This is a genomic window from Streptomyces lasiicapitis (assembly GCF_014646335.1).
In the GTDB taxonomy this organism is placed as follows: domain Bacteria; phylum Actinomycetota; class Actinomycetes; order Streptomycetales; family Streptomycetaceae; genus Streptomyces; species Streptomyces lasiicapitis.
This window is the reverse complement of sequence record NZ_BMNG01000014.1, coordinates 122591-137701: the sequence shown is the minus strand read 5'-3', so window position 1 is coordinate 137701 and position 15111 is coordinate 122591. Positions and strand designations below refer to the sequence as shown.

General features: G+C 70.6%; 11 protein-coding genes. 2 read left to right on the top strand and 9 right to left on the bottom strand.

The window, feature by feature from the left end:
• Positions 1–296: 296 nt before the first annotated feature.
• From IEY91_RS29460 to IEY91_RS29445, 4 genes are all read right to left on the bottom strand, one after another.
• Complete coding sequence (locus IEY91_RS29460) at positions 297–1325, bottom strand: CHRD domain-containing protein (RefSeq protein ID WP_189176314.1); 1029 nt, start codon at positions 1323–1325, stop codon at positions 297–299.
• A 156-nt stretch (positions 1326–1481) separates the two neighbouring features.
• Positions 1482–2492, bottom strand: coding sequence for a polyprenyl synthetase family protein (locus tag IEY91_RS29455; RefSeq protein ID WP_164321876.1), 1011 nt, complete (start codon positions 2490–2492; stop codon positions 1482–1484).
• Positions 2493–3098: 606 nt separating this feature from the next.
• Positions 3099–3905: an HAD family hydrolase gene (locus tag IEY91_RS29450; RefSeq protein WP_164321878.1), complete on the bottom strand. Its 807-nt coding sequence runs from the start codon at positions 3903–3905 to the stop codon at positions 3099–3101.
• A gap of 329 nt (positions 3906–4234) precedes the next feature.
• A complete protein-coding gene (locus IEY91_RS29445; RefSeq protein ID WP_189176313.1) occupies positions 4235–4741 on the bottom strand; it encodes a carboxymuconolactone decarboxylase family protein in 507 nt (168 codons plus the stop codon).
• Between the two features lie 140 nt (positions 4742–4881).
• Between IEY91_RS29445 and IEY91_RS29440 the strand changes: the two genes are divergently transcribed.
• Positions 4882–5199, top strand: coding sequence for a hypothetical protein (locus IEY91_RS29440; RefSeq protein WP_189176312.1), 318 nt, complete (start codon positions 4882–4884; stop codon positions 5197–5199).
• 65 nt (positions 5200–5264) lie between these two features.
• On the opposite strand, the gene IEY91_RS29435 is transcribed toward IEY91_RS29440, so the two are convergent.
• A complete protein-coding gene (locus tag IEY91_RS29435; RefSeq protein ID WP_189176395.1) occupies positions 5265–6449 on the bottom strand; it encodes an NAD(P)-binding domain-containing protein in 1185 nt (394 codons plus the stop codon).
• A 154-nt stretch (positions 6450–6603) separates the two neighbouring features.
• The gene (locus tag IEY91_RS29430) at positions 6604–7884 is read right to left on the bottom strand and encodes a carboxylate--amine ligase (RefSeq protein ID WP_373288046.1); all 1281 of its coding nucleotides are present in this window, start codon (positions 7882–7884) and stop codon (positions 6604–6606) included.
• Between the two features lie 193 nt (positions 7885–8077).
• On the opposite strand from IEY91_RS29430, the gene fahA reads away from it, so the two are divergent.
• On the top strand, positions 8078–9385 hold the full coding sequence (gene fahA / locus IEY91_RS29425) for a fumarylacetoacetase (RefSeq protein ID WP_189176311.1): 1308 nt from the start codon (positions 8078–8080) through the stop codon (positions 9383–9385).
• A gap of 195 nt (positions 9386–9580) precedes the next feature.
• On the opposite strand, the gene recQ is transcribed toward fahA, so the two are convergent.
• The 3 genes from recQ to IEY91_RS29410 all read right to left on the bottom strand — a co-directional run bounded on the left by recQ (position 9581) and on the right by IEY91_RS29410 (position 15107).
• Entirely contained in the window at positions 9581–11593 is a 2013-nt protein-coding gene (recQ, locus tag IEY91_RS29420) for a DNA helicase RecQ (RefSeq protein ID WP_229697298.1), read from the bottom strand.
• 293 nt (positions 11594–11886) lie between these two features.
• Positions 11887–13539: an NADH-quinone oxidoreductase subunit NuoN gene (nuoN, locus tag IEY91_RS29415; RefSeq protein ID WP_164321887.1), complete on the bottom strand. Its 1653-nt coding sequence runs from the start codon at positions 13537–13539 to the stop codon at positions 11887–11889.
• Positions 13536–15107 carry an NADH-quinone oxidoreductase subunit M gene (locus IEY91_RS29410; RefSeq protein WP_189176310.1) on the bottom strand — a complete coding sequence of 524 codons (1572 nt, stop codon included), beginning with the start codon at positions 15105–15107 and terminating at the stop codon, positions 13536–13538. The genes nuoN and IEY91_RS29410 overlap by 4 nt, the downstream gene beginning before the upstream one ends.
• Between the last annotated feature and the right edge of the window lie 4 nt (positions 15108–15111).

Genomic DNA, 15111 nt, shown 5'->3' with positions numbered 1-15111 from the left:
CTGTTGGCTTTCGGCTGTCTCCATCCGACCAAATCGGCCAGCCAGAAGCGTCAGACCGCGGGAGCAACTCGGCGTACTGCTCTGGGATGACAAAAAGGGGCGGCGCCTCCCCCGTCCCGTAAGGGGAGGCGCCGCCCTGGGTGGTGACGATCGGTGCGTCACGGGGGAGTTCCGCACGTACGTCACGTGGTCTGAGCTGGCACTGCGGTACGAAGAGCGCCCTGAAGGGGCGCGGGGAACTGCGCGACCAGCCACTGACGGCCCGCAGGTTTCGCACCGCACATCCAGCGAAGCGTTTAGCGCTGCACGAAGACGTAGTCCGCGCCGTACGGCACCGACGTGATGCTGCCGGGCTTGCAGCTGCCGGACGGCTGGACGCCTCCGACGGTGTTGAGCCGCAGGATCTCGGTCGCGCCCGCGAGCAGCCCGCGCTTCTTGCCGACCTGCTTGGCCTTCAGGTCGAGTTCGGCGATGTTCTTCTTGCCGTTGGGCGTCTTGGAGATCAGCTTGCCGGTGACGCCGCTGCGGTCGGGGGCGACCCAGCGGGGGGTGCCGGAGTTCGGGGCGACGAAGTCGTGGGCGATGTGGCCGCCGAGGGTCGCGCGGACGTCACGCTGCTGGAAGGTGAAGCCGCCCGAGCCGTCCTCGGCCTTCTTGCACTGGTAGATCTGCTTGCCCTTGACCACGGACGCCTGGAAGCTGCGCGCGGCCGCGTCCAGGGAGACGTTCGCGGTGACCTTGTGGAGCTGGCCGCGGACGGCTCCGCCGGGGAACTCTGCGGTGTGCAGGTTGGCGTAGAAGCCGTTCGGGTTCGCCTTGAGCTGCTTGAGCAGGGCGGCATCCTTGACCTTGACCGTGCCGGTCACGCGCTGGTGCTTGGCCTTGGCGAGCAGCTTGGTGAAGTCGACCTTGATGCCGCCGTTGGTTCCCTTGGCGCCCTGGTGGATGTGCAGGGCGGAGGGCTTGGCGGTGCCGCGCCACTTCACGGTGACGCTGACCTTGTCGCCCTTGACCTTCACGAACTGCAGGGCCGCGCCGTCCTTGTCGCCGACGGCGGGGCCGCCCTGGACGGGCACTTCGTTGGCACCGTTCATGCTGGCCACGAAGAGGCTGCCGCCGCGGGCGGCGGTGCTGCTCTGCACCTCGACGGCGTCCCCGCCGTGCGAGCCGCCGTGCGCGGCGTTCCTGGAGCCCTGCGACTCGCTCCCGCTGTCCGCCGTCGCGGGCAGGACGGCGGCGGCCACCCCGGCGGCCGCGGCGACCGCGACACCGGTGACGAGCAGCGTGCGGCGGCGGTTCTTCGTAGAAGTACTGATAGCGCCCATGGCGTGAAATCTCCCCGTTCCTCAGCCGACGCCCCCTGCGTCGGCTTCTGGGCATGAGTACGGAACGGATCCGAGCCTGGACTCAATCCAGGCTGAGCATTTTCACGTGACGTGCGTCACACGTCGGTCGGTGCGGTGAGGGCGAGGCCCCGAGCCTCAACCAGCCCGGTGGACCACCAGGTCACAGAGCTCGACCAACGACGCCTTGGAGTCGCACTCGGGCAGCGGGGCCAGCGCGGCCCGAGCCTCCTCGGCGTACCGCACGGTGTCCCGTCGAGCCTGCTCGAGAGCCGGATGCACCCGCAGCCGGGCCAGCGCCTCCGCGTGCCGCGCGTCGTCCGTGAGGTCGGAGTCGAGCAGCTCGCACAGCGCGACGTCCTCCGCGAGCCCAAGCCGGGCGACCCGCTCCCGCAGCCGCAGCACCGGCAGCGTGGGAATGCCCTCACGCAGATCCGTGCCCGGCGTCTTCCCGGACTCCGTCGACTCGGAAGCGATGTCAAGGACGTCGTCCGCGAGCTGGAAGGCGACCCCAAGGCGCTCCCCGTACTGGGTGAGCACGTCCACCACGGTCTCGTCGGCGCCCGACATCATCGCGCCGAAGCGGCACGCGACCGCGACCAGCGAGCCGGTCTTCCCGGCAAGGACCTCGAGATAGTGGTCGACGGGGTCCCGCCCGTCGGACGGCCCGGCCGTCTCCAAGATCTGCCCGGTGACAAGGCGCTCGAACGCCTCGGCCTGGATCCGGACGGCCTCGGGCCCGAGATCGGCCAGCGTGTGGGACGCGCGCGCGAACAGGAAGTCGCCGGTGAGGACGGCCACGGAGTTGCCCCAGCGCTGGTTGGCGCTCGCCACTCCCCGGCGCACATCGGCCTCGTCCATCACGTCGTCGTGGTAGAGCGTCGCGAGGTGCGTCAGCTCCACGACCACGGCGGACGGCACGACTCCGGGCGCGTACGGATCACCGAACTGGGCCGCGAGCATCACAAGGAGTGGCCGAAAACGTTTGCCGCCCGCGCGCACGAGGTGCTGCGCGGCCTCGGTGATGAAGGGGACCTCGCTCTTGGTGGCCTCGAGCAGGCCTTCCTCGACAGCCGCCAACCCGGCCTGGACATCGGCTTCGAGAGCCTGGTCCCGCACGCTCAGCCCGAAGGGCCCGACGACGGTCACGAGGGGTTCTCCTGTCTGCTGACGATCACAAGTCGATCACTCGGTCGATCATTCGTCGATGACACGGTTTGTCGATGTGTCGCTGCCATCACTCAAGTCAGCGTATCCGGTCGCCTTTCGATCACAGCGAGCGCCTGCCCGAGCAAGGGAGACCAGCCTGCCCGATAGACATGGAATGACCGAATTACTCCACAGGCAACGATGTGCCCCACATGAAGCGAGTGATGCCTGCCGCCCCACGGACGGCCGCCCGACACCGGCGGACCGGTCCCCGGACGGAGCGCCGGACCGGCCGAGGGTCCGGACGAGGGTCCGGCGGCGGACCCTGCCGACCCCGACAGCGGCACCCTGCCCCGCCCACCGAACCGGAGCCTCCACCTCCGCCACCTGACGGCATCCGGCCAGACATCCACCTCGCGTACGTTTCCGGCCACTCGCCCATCACGGCCCGGGAGCCACGTACACCGCCTACGGCGCATGAGTCACGTACACCGCCTGCGGCACACGAGCCACACACGCCGCTGAGCCCGACGCCCCCGCCCGACCCCGGCGCGCTCAGTGACCGGCCACACCTGCGGCCCCGAACACGCGGCGCGCAGCCGCCCCTCACCCCACCAGCCGCTCCAGCACCACCGCGATCCCGTCCTCCTCGTTGGACGCCGTCAACTCGTCCGCGACCGCCTTGAGTTCATGGTGGGCGTTGGCCATGGCCACGCCGTGCGCGGCCCACGCGAACATCGGGATGTCGTTCGGCATGTCACCGAAGGCGATCGTGTCGGCCGCCCGCAGCCCCATCCGCTCCGCGGCCAGCGCAAGCCCCGTCGCCTTCGTCACCCCGCACGGCTGGAGCTCGACGGTGCCTGGCCCGGACATCGTGACGGTCGCGAGCGACCCCACCGCGCCCCGGGCCACCTCCGCCAACTCGTCGTCCGCGAGGGCCGGGTGCCGCAGCAGCACCTTGCTGATCGGCTCCTCCCACAGCACGTCGCGCCGGGGCACCCGCACGGCGGGCAGCGTCGGGTGCGGCATCTCGTACCCGGGCTCGATCAGCGTCAGCCCGTCGACCCCGTCCTGGTCGACGGCCGCGAAGACCTGCCCGACCTCGGCCTCGATCTTCCCGAGCGCCGCCTCCGCGAGCTCGCGGTCCAGCGTCACCGACCACACCATGCGGCCGCTGCCCGCGTCGTAGAGCTGCGCCCCCTGCCCGCACACGGCGAGCCCGTCGCAGCCCAGCTCCTCGAGGAGCGGGCGCACGCGGGGCGCGGGGCGCCCGGTGACGACAAGGTGCCGCGCTCCGCCCTCGCTCGCGGCGGCCAGCGCCCTGCGCGACCGGTCGGAAACCGTGTCGTCGCAGCGCAGCAGGGTTCCGTCCAGGTCAGTGGCGATGAGGGCATATGCGAGGGGAGCGGCCATGATCCGAAGAATACGGATCTGACGCCGGGCGGTAAGCCGTGTGGCAGGAGCTGTGACGGTTCGGGTGCGCCCGGCGCACTCCCGGCAGACACCGGGGTGTGGGCCCGGATACGCCGGGTGACGCGCGCCCGGGGCGCACTAGCGCGTCGGACTTGACGCCCCACTCCCGGTTCACCGGAACGAGGCGTCCCAGAACCGGCCACCGGGACGACGCGGGCCCCTGCACCCGACCGGCTTCGAACTTCCTTGTACGGATGGCTGGTTGCCCCCGTACCGGAAGTCACCCGAAAGCCCGACGCGGCCGACGCCCGGGAAGGCGGCGAGCCTCCTCACTTCCACGGGTCGTTGAACGACCGGCCGGGCACCGGCTTGGCTATGAGCGCCACGGCGATGAAGAAGTTGACCTGGCCGATAGCGAACATCAAGGTGGCGAGCGCCTTGTCCTCGAAGTGCTCGACCGCCTCCGCGTACAGCTCGTCGGAGACCCGCTCGCCGTGCGCCGCCGGCTGCAACACCGCCTCCACCAGCGCCAGCGCGGCCCGCTCCGCACCGGTGAAGTACGGCGAGTCCTGCCAGGTCGCCACGGACGTGATCCGCTCCTCCGACTCCCCCGCCTTGCGCAGGAATCCCGTGTGCAGAACGGTCAGATACGTACTGCCCACGATCTGCCCCGCACGCAACTGCACCAGACTGATCGTCGAGCGCGGCACCGAGCCGTTGCCGGTCACCTTGAACAGCGCCGCCGACACCGCAGCCAGTTCGGGGACGAGCTCCGCCGGGTCCTCGGTCATCCGCGGAACCATCGGGACCTCAGCCGTGATCGAACGCGTTTCCATCGCCATCTCCATCGTCGTTTCCTCAGGGCCTTCAAGTTGCTTTCACTGCCCTGACGGATGGCGCCGGAGAAATGTGACCGCCGATGCGCGACGGAACCTGTCGGCGACGGCGCGCGTCACATGGAGGACGTACAGCAGACGTGGAAGAGCAAGAACCCGACGACAAGGAACGGCACGACATGGCACTGCCCCTGACCCGCAAACTCGCCCTCGCCACCGCGAGCGCCCTCACGCTGCTCACCGCGGGGCTCGCCTGGCAGGCGTCGGCGGCGGACTCGGACGGCACCGACCGCACGTCGTCGCCGGGGGCGAAGCCGGACACCGTGAGCAGCAAGGAGGTCGCGCACGACGCCTCCTCCGCCGCGGAGTACTGGACGCCGGAGCGCATGCGCGAGGCCGCTCCGGCGCCGATGCCGGTACTCCCCGACGACACGGACAGCGCGAACTCCGGCCGCTGAGCCGGGCGGCCGCCGTCGGCAGGGACAGGCGGCCGCGCTTCACCCCCGCCGGGACCGGGGCACCGTCAGCTCCGGTACGCCGCCGCCAAGTGCCGTGCCAGCCGCGGCGAGGCGAACTCCGTGCCGCACACGAACCGCATCACCGGGCCGTACGACGACCCGGCCAGCATCCCCGTGAAGTACAGGCCGGGCACCGACGAGGCGTACCCCGGGCCCAGCTTGGGGGTGCCGCGGCTCACGGCGAGGCGGGCGCGCAGGCCGTGGCCGAGGAAGCTGAGGGCGGCGAGGTCGACGCGGTATCCCGTCGCGGCGATGACGTGGTCGGCGGTGAGCTCCCTGGAGCGGCCGCCGAGGGTTTCCACGGTGAGGACGGGGCGGCCCTCGCGCGTGCCCGCCGTCGCGATGCGCCGCACCTCGCGCGCCTCGACCTTCCCCTCGAACCGCTCCCGCAGCCACCACGCGCCGAGCGGGCCGAGGACGCGGCGGGTGAGGTAGTGCCGGGTGCCGGCGGGGAGATGGCGGTACGCCTGGGCGTAGTAACTGAACGCGTACAGCGACCAGGCGCGGCCGAACGGCGACTCCGGGCGCAGCTTGGGCTGCTCCCACGGCGGCCCGCCGAAGGCCACCGAGCGCCTGCCGCGGGCCACGACCCGCACGCGCGCGCCCGCCTCCGCCGCGAGCACCGCGGTCTCCAGGGCGGACTGTCCCGCCCCGACGACGATCAGCTCCTGGCCCGCGTACCGCGTCAGGTCGTGGTGCTGGGCGCTGTGCGAGACGGGGCCCGCGGGCGAAGGGCCGTCGGGCGCTGCCGCGCCGAGCTCGCGCGGCAGCCGGGCGAGGCCGGACAGGCCGGTGGCGACGACGACCGCGCGGGCGGCGAACTGCTCCCCGGAATCCAGCTTCACCTCGAAGCCACCGGCCTGCCGCTGGTCGACGGAGACCACCCGCACCCGCTCCAGGCCGGGCACGAGCTTCTCCTGGAACCACCGTCCGTATCCGACGAACGTCTCCACGGGGATGATGTCCTCGTCGGTGATCAGGCGGGGCAGGCCCGCCGCGTCGCAGTAGTCGACGAGGGTGTGGCCGCGCTGCGGCGCGTCGATGCTGGACGCCACGGGTGTCGATTTCAGGAGCATGCCCGCGGGCATGTGCGCGTCCCAACTCACCATGGGTTCGCCGAACACGCGCACCCGTACACCGCGGGCCCGCAGATGCGCCGCCGTGGACAGGCCGTAGGGCCCCGCGCCGATGACTACGACCGGTTGGAGCGATGGGGCCGGATGGCCCGATTGGGGTGGCTGGGATGGCTGGGATGGCTGGGATGGCTGGTCTGGCTGAACTGGTTGATTCACGAAGTCCCTCCCCGGGACGTCATGTGCGCCGTGCCGTCGCACGGGCGCACCGTCACTTCGTGGTCGTGCTGCCGTGGCGGTTGGTCCGCCACAGTTGGTACAGATGCTTCGCGCCAGGCCGTACCAAACGCGCGAGCATGGTGAAAAACGGCAACATGTCGTCCGGAGCGAGCCAGGCGAGCTCGGTGCCGCTGGCGCGCGCCGGGGCGTGCGGCGTCACATAGCCGCTGCGGCGGTAGGCGAGATAGGCGGGCAGATCGATGTTCTCCACGACATAGCGGTGTCCCGCGCGCTGCTCCCCCTCGGGGACGGCGCGGCCGGTCAGATGCAGGTGCATCGCCCGGACGACGTCGATCCCCGCCTCGTTCTCGAAGAGGCGGAACTGGGCGCCCATGCGTGGGTTGAAGTCGAGCAGTTTGTACCGACCGTCGCGGCGGTCGAAGCGGAGGTCGAGGTCGATGATGCCGGTGAAGCCGATCTGTTTGATGAAACGTGCGGCGAGGTCGGCGAGTTCCGGATTGTCCACGACGTACGCGTTCGCCGTCATGCCCGCGTGTGGCGGCCAGGAACGGACCTTCACGCCGGTGAACATGGCGAGCGGCGTCGAGTCCGCGCCGAAATAGGCGTGCACGACCCAGTCCTCGGCCTGCTCACGCGGCAGATACTCCTGGAGGATCACCCCGGGCCGCTCTCCCCAGCCGGGCGCCAGCTTCAGGAGGCCTTCGGGGGTGTTGATGCGCGTGGTGCCGTTCACCGCGGGCTGTTCGCGGCGCTGGAACGCCTCCCGGTTCTTGGCGACGACCGGGAATTGCGCCGTCGCCGCGAATTTCTCTATGTCGTCCTGGCTCTGCGGGCACACCGACGCGGGCGAGGCGAGTCCGTGCTCCACGCACAGCTCGTGCAGGCCCTGCTTGCTGGCGAGCCGCCGCGGCAGCGCGGGCTCCACGCGCGGGAACAGGAACCCGCCGAAGTCCGCCCCGCTCAGCTCCCGTTGGTGCTCGGCGATCAGCACCGCCGCTTCCTCGTCCGTCGGGATCAGCACCGTCGGTCTGCCGATGCGCCGCCCGATCCGCAGCAGCCCCTCCACCAGGAACGCGGGGTCCTCGGTGCCGGTGGTCGGCCACGGGAACGCCCGCGTCAGATAGCGCGACGCGGCGGCCGGCGTGTGCCGGTCCTCCGTGATCGCGAACATGGGAATGCCGAGGCGCCCGAGACTGCGGATCGCCCCCACCCCGCCGTGGTGCAGCGGGTAATCACCGAACTTCACGACGAGTCCGGGCACTTCACGGTCGGGCTGCAAGCCCACACGGCCACGGCCACTGGAATTGGTCACGGGTCCCCCCACGCGTCCCCTCCGCACCGAACCCGGACCCACCCCTGTCCGCGTCCCCCCAAGGAAGCTAAGCAGGATCTGACCATTCCACCCAAGGTTTATCCGGACATTGCGAACTCTTTAGACACTGCCCCCGGACGTGCTTCCCACGTAACGTGTGAGGCACTCAGATTGGAAAGCGAGGCAGGCACGCATGTCCGAGCAGAACCCGCTCGATCTCCCCGAGGGCGACCCCTTCGGCCCGCACAATCTTCCGTACGGAGTTTTCTCCCCGGCCGGGTCCGCCACGGACTCCGCGCCCGGATCAGCGCCTGGTTCTGCCCCCGTCGCCTCCGGGCACGCGGCCGCCCCGGACGGGCGCCGTGTCGGTGTCCGGCTCGGTTCGTACGTCCTCGACGCCGGCGCGGCCGCCGCCGCCCTCGGCTCGCCCTATGTCTCGCTGCTCGCCCAGCCCACGCTGGGCCCGCTGCTCGCCGCTGGCCGCCGCACGTGGAGCGACGTCCGCCGCGCCCTCACCGCCTGGGTGACGGTCCCGGCCCACCGCGACATCGTCCGCCCGCTGCTCCACCCCCTGTCCGACGTCACCCTGCACCTGCCGTTCGACGTCGCGGACTACGTGGACTTCTACGCCTCCGAGCACCACGCCTCGAACCTGGGCCGGATGTTCCGCCCGGACGCACCCACCCCGCTCACTCCCAACTGGAAGCACCTGCCGATCGGTTACCACGGCCGATCCGGCACCGTTGTGGTCTCCGGCACGGACGTGGTACGCCCCACCGGTCAGCGCAAGACACCCGCCGACGCGGCGCCCGTCTTCGGCCCGTCCGTCAAGCTCGACATCGAGGCCGAGGTCGGCTTCGTCGTCGGCGCGCCCTCCACGCTCGGCACTCCCGTGCCCCTCGCCGACTTCCGCGAGCACGTCTTCGGGCTCTGCCTCCTCAACGACTGGTCCGCCCGCGACCTCCAGGCCTGGGAGTACGTCCCGCTCGGCCCCTTCCTCGGCAAGTCCTTCGCCACCTCCGTCTCGGCCTGGATCACGCCCCTGGAGGCCCTGGACGCCGCCCGCGTCACCCCGCCGGCGCGCACCGAGCCGCTCCTGCCCTACCTCGACGACTCCGCCGAGTCCGTCGCCGACGAGCCCGGCGGCTACGACCTCCGCATCACCGTCTCCCTCAACGGTCACGTCATCTCCGAACCCCCCTTCTCCACCGTCTACTGGACCGCCGCCCAGCAGCTCGCCCACATGACCGCCAACGGCGCCTCCCTGCGCACCGGCGACCTCTACGGCTCCGGCACCGTCAGCGGCCCCTCCCCCGAACAGTTCGGCTCCCTCATCGAGCTGACCTGGAACGGACGCGACCCGCTCGAACTCCCCGACGGAAAGCGGACGTTCCTCGAAGACGGCGATGTCGTCACGATGACCGCGTGGGCCCCCGGCCCGGACGGCACGCGCATCGGCCTGGGCGAGGTATCGGGCCGCATCGCCGCGACGCGGGGCTGAGGCGGTCCCTGCTGGGGGCTCCGCCCCCAGACCCCCGCTCCTCAAACGCCGGAGGGGCTGAACCTTGCCGGTGTGGCTGGGTTTTCCAGCCCGTCCGGCGATTGAGGACGAGGCCGTTCAGGCCGACAGCGGGGGTCCGGGGGCGGCAGCCCCCGGTTTCGGGAAGGGGCGGGATTGGGGAAAGCCCCGCAGGGCCTACGCCCCCACCCCCGCCACAACCTCCAGCACACCCTCCCCATACGTGGCCAACTTCTTCTCACCGACCCCGCCGATACCCCCCAGCTCCCCCACGGAAGTGGGCCGCAGGGAAGCAATCTCCCGCAACGTCGCATCATGGAAGATGACGTAAGCGGGAACCCCCAGCTCCCGAGCCTGCGCGGCCCGCCACGCCCGCAACGCCTCAAAGACGGCCACAGCCTCCTCGGGCAGCTCGGCCACCGCGGCAGCGGCCCGCGCCTTGCGCTCCCCCTTCGCCCCCGAACGCCCCCCGCCGGCGGCCTTCTTGGGCTCCTTGCGCATGGGCACCTCCCGCTGCCGGCCAAGGACGTCCCCGCTCGCCTCGGTCAGCACCAGCGTCCCGTACTCCCCCTCGACGGCGAGCAGCCCCTGGGCCAGCAACTGCCGCACCACGCCCCGCCATTCGCCCTCGCCCAGCTCCTCGCCGATGCCGAAGACGGACAGCTGGTCGTGGTCGAACTGGATGACCTTGGCCGTTCTGCGGCCGAGCAGGATGTCGATGATCTGGCCCGCGCCGAACTTCTGGCCGCGCTCCCGCTTCAGCCGCACCACCGTCGACAGGAGCTTCTGCGAGGCCACCGTCGCGTCCCAGGTCTCCGGCGGGATGAGGCAGGTGTCGCAGTTGCCGCAGTTGGAGGCCGTGGGGTCCTGGCCGAAGTAGGTCAGGAGCTGGGTGCGGCGGCACTGGACGGTCTCGCAGAGGGCCAGCATGGCGTCCAGGTGGGCGGCGGCGCGGCGCCGGAACGCCTCGTCGCCCTCGCTGCCCTGGATCATCTTCCGCTGCTGGACGACGTCCTGCAGTCCGTACGCCATCCAGGCCGTCGAGGGCAGCCCGTCGCGGCCCGCGCGGCCCGTCTCCTGGTAGTACCCCTCGACCGACTTGGGCAGGTCCAGGTGGGCCACGAAGCGGACGTCCGGCTTGTCGATGCCCATGCCGAAGGCGATCGTGGCGACGACCACCAGGCCGTCCTCCCGCAGGAACCGCGACTGGTGCAGCGCGCGCGTCCCGCTGTCCAGACCGGCGTGGTACGGCACCGCCCGCACGCCGTGCGCGCACAGGAACTCGGCGGTCCGCTCCACGCCGTTGCGCGAGAGGCAGTAGACGATGCCCGCGTCGCCGTCGTGCTCCTCCTTCAGGAACGTCAGGAGCTGCTTCTTCGGGTCCGCCTTCGGCACGATCCGGTACTGGATGTTCGGCCGGTCGAAGCTCGCCACGAAGTGCTTGGCGTCCGGCATGGCCAGGCGCTGGGTGATCTCGCGGTGGGTGGCGTCCGTCGCCGTCGCCGTCAGGGCGATGCGGGGCACGTCCGGCCAGCGCTCGCCGAGGACGGACAGGGCCAGATAGTCGGGGCGGAAGTCGTGGCCCCACTGGGCGACGCAGTGGGCCTCGTCGATGGCGAAGACGGAGATCGTAGCCCGCGAGAGCAGGTCGAGAGTGGTGTCCAGACGCAGCCGCTCCGGGGCGAGATACAGCACGTCCAGCTCACCCGCGAGGAGCTCCGCCTCCACCACGCGGCGCTCGTCGAAGTCCTGCGTCGAGTTCATGAACCCGGCCCGCACGCCGAGCGCCCGCAGCGCGTCCACCTGGTCCTGCATCAGCGCGATGAGCGGGGACACGACGACACCCGTGCCCGGCCTGACGAGCGCCGGGATCTGGTAGCACAGGGACTTGCCGCCGCCGGTCGGCATGAGGACGACCGCGTCACCGCCCGCGACCACGTGCTCGATGATCGCTTCCTGCTCGCCGCGGAACGAGTCGTACCCGAACACGCGGTTCAGCGTGCTCACGGGGTCGCCGCCCCCCGCGGCCGCGGAGCCGACCGGCCCCGAGCCCACGCCCGCACGCGTGCCCGCGCTCACGGAAGCCTCCGCGGGCGCGAACGGGTCCTCGTCCCCGAACGGATCCTCGAAGGGGTCCTCGAACGGGTCCGGGTCCGCGAAGGGGCTCGCGCCCTCGTCCATCTCTGTCATGCCACCGATCCCATACATCGCCCAGCCCCCGTACGTCACGGCTCGACCACCGCGTGCTTCCACCACTGCGTCCACGATAGGGGTCCGCGCCGACACTCCTCGAAGTTATCCACAGGCTCGCCGCCGCGGTATGACGAATGCGCCATGGCGCACGCACGACACGTACGACCGCGCGTACGGCCCGTACGCCCCCGCACACGCCACCGCCCGGCACCCCGCGGAACCGGGGTGCCGGGCGGCACCGTACGCGAACAGGCCCGGCGGAGCCGAAGCCCCGGGCCGGAAAGCCCCGCCTACCGGACGAAGACTCCCGCCTGCCCGGCCAGATCGAGGAAGTACTGCGGCGCCACACCGAGCACCAGCGTCACCGCGACGCCGACCCCGATCGCCGTCATCGTCAGCGGCGACGGCACGGCGACCGTCGGGCCGTCCGCCTTCGGCTCGCTGAAGAACATCAGGACGATCACGCGGATGTAGAAGAACGCCGCGATCGCGGACGAAATCACACCGACCACGACAAGGGAGCCCGCGCCGCCCTCCGCCGCCGCCTTGAACACCGCGAACTTCCCGGAGAACCCGGAGGTCAGCGGAATGCCCGCGAAGGCGAGCAGGAAGACCGCGAACACCGCGGCGACCAGCGGGGAGCGGCGGCCGAGCCCCGCCCACTTCGACAGGTGCGTCGCCTCGCCGCCCGCGTCCCGCACCAGCGTGACCACCGCGAACGCGCCGATCGTCACGAACGAGTACGCGCCCAGGTAGAACAGCACCGACGAGACGCCGTCCTCCGTCGTCGCGATGACACCGGCGAGGATGAAGCCTGCGTGCGCGATCGAGGAGTACGCGAGGAGCCGCTTGATGTCGGTCTGGGTGATCGCGACGATCGCGCCGCCCAGCATCGTGATCACGGCGACGCCGAACATCACAGGACGCCAGTCCCAGCGCAGCCCCGGAAGCACGACGTACAGCAGGCGCAGGAGCGCGCCGAACGCGGCCACCTTCGTCGCCGCCGCCATGAAGCCCGTGACCGGCGTGGGCGCGCCCTGGTAGACGTCGGGCGTCCACATGTGGAACGGCACCGCGCCGACCTTGAACAGCAGCCCCATCACGATCATCGCGGAGCCGATGAGGAGCAGCGCGTCGTTGCCCATGGTGCCCGCGAGGGCGGGGTCGACGGTGGTGAGGGTCCCGTCGACGACCTTGGCGACGGTGCCGTACGTCACCGAGCCCGCGTAGCCGTAGATCAGCGCGATGCCGAACAGCGTGAACGCGGAGGCGAACGCTCCCAGGAGGAAGTACTTCACGGCCGCTTCCTGCGACATGAGCCGCTTGCGGCGCGCCAGGGCGCACAGCAGGTACAGCGGCAGCGAGAAGACTTCCAGGGCGATGAAGAGGGTCAGCAGGTCGTTCGCCGACGGGAAGACCAGCATGCCGCCGATGGCGAAGAGCGCCAGTGGGAACACCTCGGTGGTGGTGAACCCGGCCTTGGTGGCGGCCTGTTCGCCCTCGCTGCCGGGCACGGCGCCGGCCTGCGCCACGAAGGAGTCGATCCGGTTGCCGTGCGCCACCGGGTCGAGCCTGCGTTCCGCGAACGTGAAGATCGCGACCAGGCCGGCCAGCAGAATGGTGCCCTGCAGGAAGAGCGCGGGGCCGTCGACCGCGATCGCGCCCATCGCCGCGATCCGGGCCTTCGTGGTGCCGTACCCGCTGGAGGCGAGGGCGACGACCGCGGCGAACGCTGCGGTCAGCGCGACGACGGACACGAAGAGCTGGGCGTAGTAACGGGACTTGCGCGGCACGAAGGCTTCGACGAGCACTCCGATGACGGCGGCACCGATGACGATCAGGGTCGGTGCCAGCTGGCCGTACTCGATGTTCGGCGCGTCGATCTTGTCGATCGGATCCGCCGCCGCCATTGTCCACAGGTTGTGGACGGCTGTCGCACTCACTTGGCGGCCTCCACCTCGGGCTTGGGGTCCTTCTTCTGTACGTCGGACATGGTGTGCTCGACCGCCGGGTTCACCAGGTCGGTGAGCGGCTTCGGGTAGACGCCGAGGCTGATGAGGAGCGCGATCAGCGGGGCGACGACGACGAGTTCACGCACCCGCAGGTCCGGCATCGTCGACACCTCCGGCTTCACCGGGCCCGTCATCGTCCGCTGATAGAGGACGAGGGTGTAGAGCGCGGCGAGCACGATGCCGAGGGTCGCGATGATCCCGACCACCGGGTAGCGCGCGAACGCGCCCACCAGGACCAGGAACTCACTGACGAAGGGCGCGAGGCCCGGCAGCGAGAGCGTGGCGAGACCGCCGATCAGGAAGGTGCCCGCGAGCACGGGCGCCACCTTCTGCACTCCTCCGTAGTCCGCGATCAGACGCGAGCCGCGGCGCGAGATGAGGAAGCCGGCGACCAGCATCAGGGCGGCCGTGGAGAGGCCGTGGTTGACCATGTAGAGCGTCGCACCGGACTGCCCCTGGGACGTCATCGCGAAGATGCCGAGGACGATGAACCCGAAGTGCGAGATCGACGCGTACGCCACCAGGCGTTTGATGTCGCGCTGGCCGACGGCCAGCAGCGCGCCGTAGATGATGCTGATCAAGGCGAGGACCAGGATGACCGGCGTCGCCCACTTCGACGCCTCCGGGAACAACTGGAGGCAGAAGCGCAGCATCGCGAACGTGCCGACCTTGTCGACCACCGCCGTGATCAGCACGGCGACCGGGGCCGTGGACTCGCCCATCGCGTTCGGCAGCCAGGTGTGCAGTGGCCACAGTGGCGCCTTCACCGCGAAGGCGAAGAAGAAGCCCAGGAACAGCAGCCGTTCGGTGTTGGTCGCCATGTCGAGCGAGCCGTTGGCCCGTGCTTCGGCGATCTCCTGGATCGAGAAGTTTCCGGCGACCACGTAGAGCCCGATCACGGCGGCCAGCATGATGAGGCCGCCGACCAGGTTGTAGAGCAGGAACTTCACGGCCGCGTACGAACGCTGGGCCGAGGCCTTCTCGTCGCTGCCCGCGTGGGCGCGGTCTCCGAAGCCGCCGATGAGGAAGTACATCGGGATGAGCATGGCTTCGAAGAAGATGTAGAACAGGAAGACGTCGGTGGCCTGGAAGGAGATGATCACCATCGCCTCGACGGCCAGGATCAGGGCGAAGAAGCCCTGAGTCGGCCGCCAGCGCGACGACTTGGTCTCCAGGGGATCCGCGTCGTGCCAGCCCGCCAGGATGATGAAGGGCAGCAGCAGGGCGGTCAGCGCGATCAGGGAGACCGCGATGCCGTCCACGCCCAGTTCGTACCGCACGCCGAAGTCGGCGATCCAGGCGTGCGACTCGGTCAGTTGATAGCGGTCGCCGTCCGGGTCGAACCGGATCAGGACCGTGATGGCCAGGGCGAGCGTGGCCAGCGAGAAGAGCAGCGCGAGCCACTTGGCGGCGGTCCGCCGCGCCGCCGGAACGGCCGCCGTGGCGATCGCGCCGACCGCGGGGAGCGCGGCCGTCGCTGTCAGCAGAGGAAAGGACATCGGT

Bases quoted from the DNA above. Each gene is read 5' to 3' on its own strand.
- IEY91_RS29460 (WP_189176314.1), bottom strand. From the start codon at position 1,325: ATGGGCGCTATCAGTACTTCTACGAAGAACCGCCGCCGCACGCTGCTC.
- IEY91_RS29450 (WP_164321878.1), bottom strand. From the start codon at position 3,905: ATGGCCGCTCCCCTCGCATATGCCCTCATCGCCACTGACCTGGACGGA.
- IEY91_RS29445 (WP_189176313.1), bottom strand. From the start codon at position 4,741: ATGGAAACGCGTTCGATCACGGCTGAGGTCCCGATGGTTCCGCGGATG.
- fahA (WP_189176311.1), top strand. From the start codon at position 8,078: ATGTCCGAGCAGAACCCGCTCGATCTCCCCGAGGGCGACCCCTTCGGC.
- recQ (WP_229697298.1), bottom strand. From the start codon at position 11,593: ATGACAGAGATGGACGAGGGCGCGAGCCCCTTCGCGGACCCGGACCCG.
- IEY91_RS29410 (WP_189176310.1), bottom strand. From the start codon at position 15,107: ATGTCCTTTCCTCTGCTGACAGCGACGGCCGCGCTCCCCGCGGTCGGC.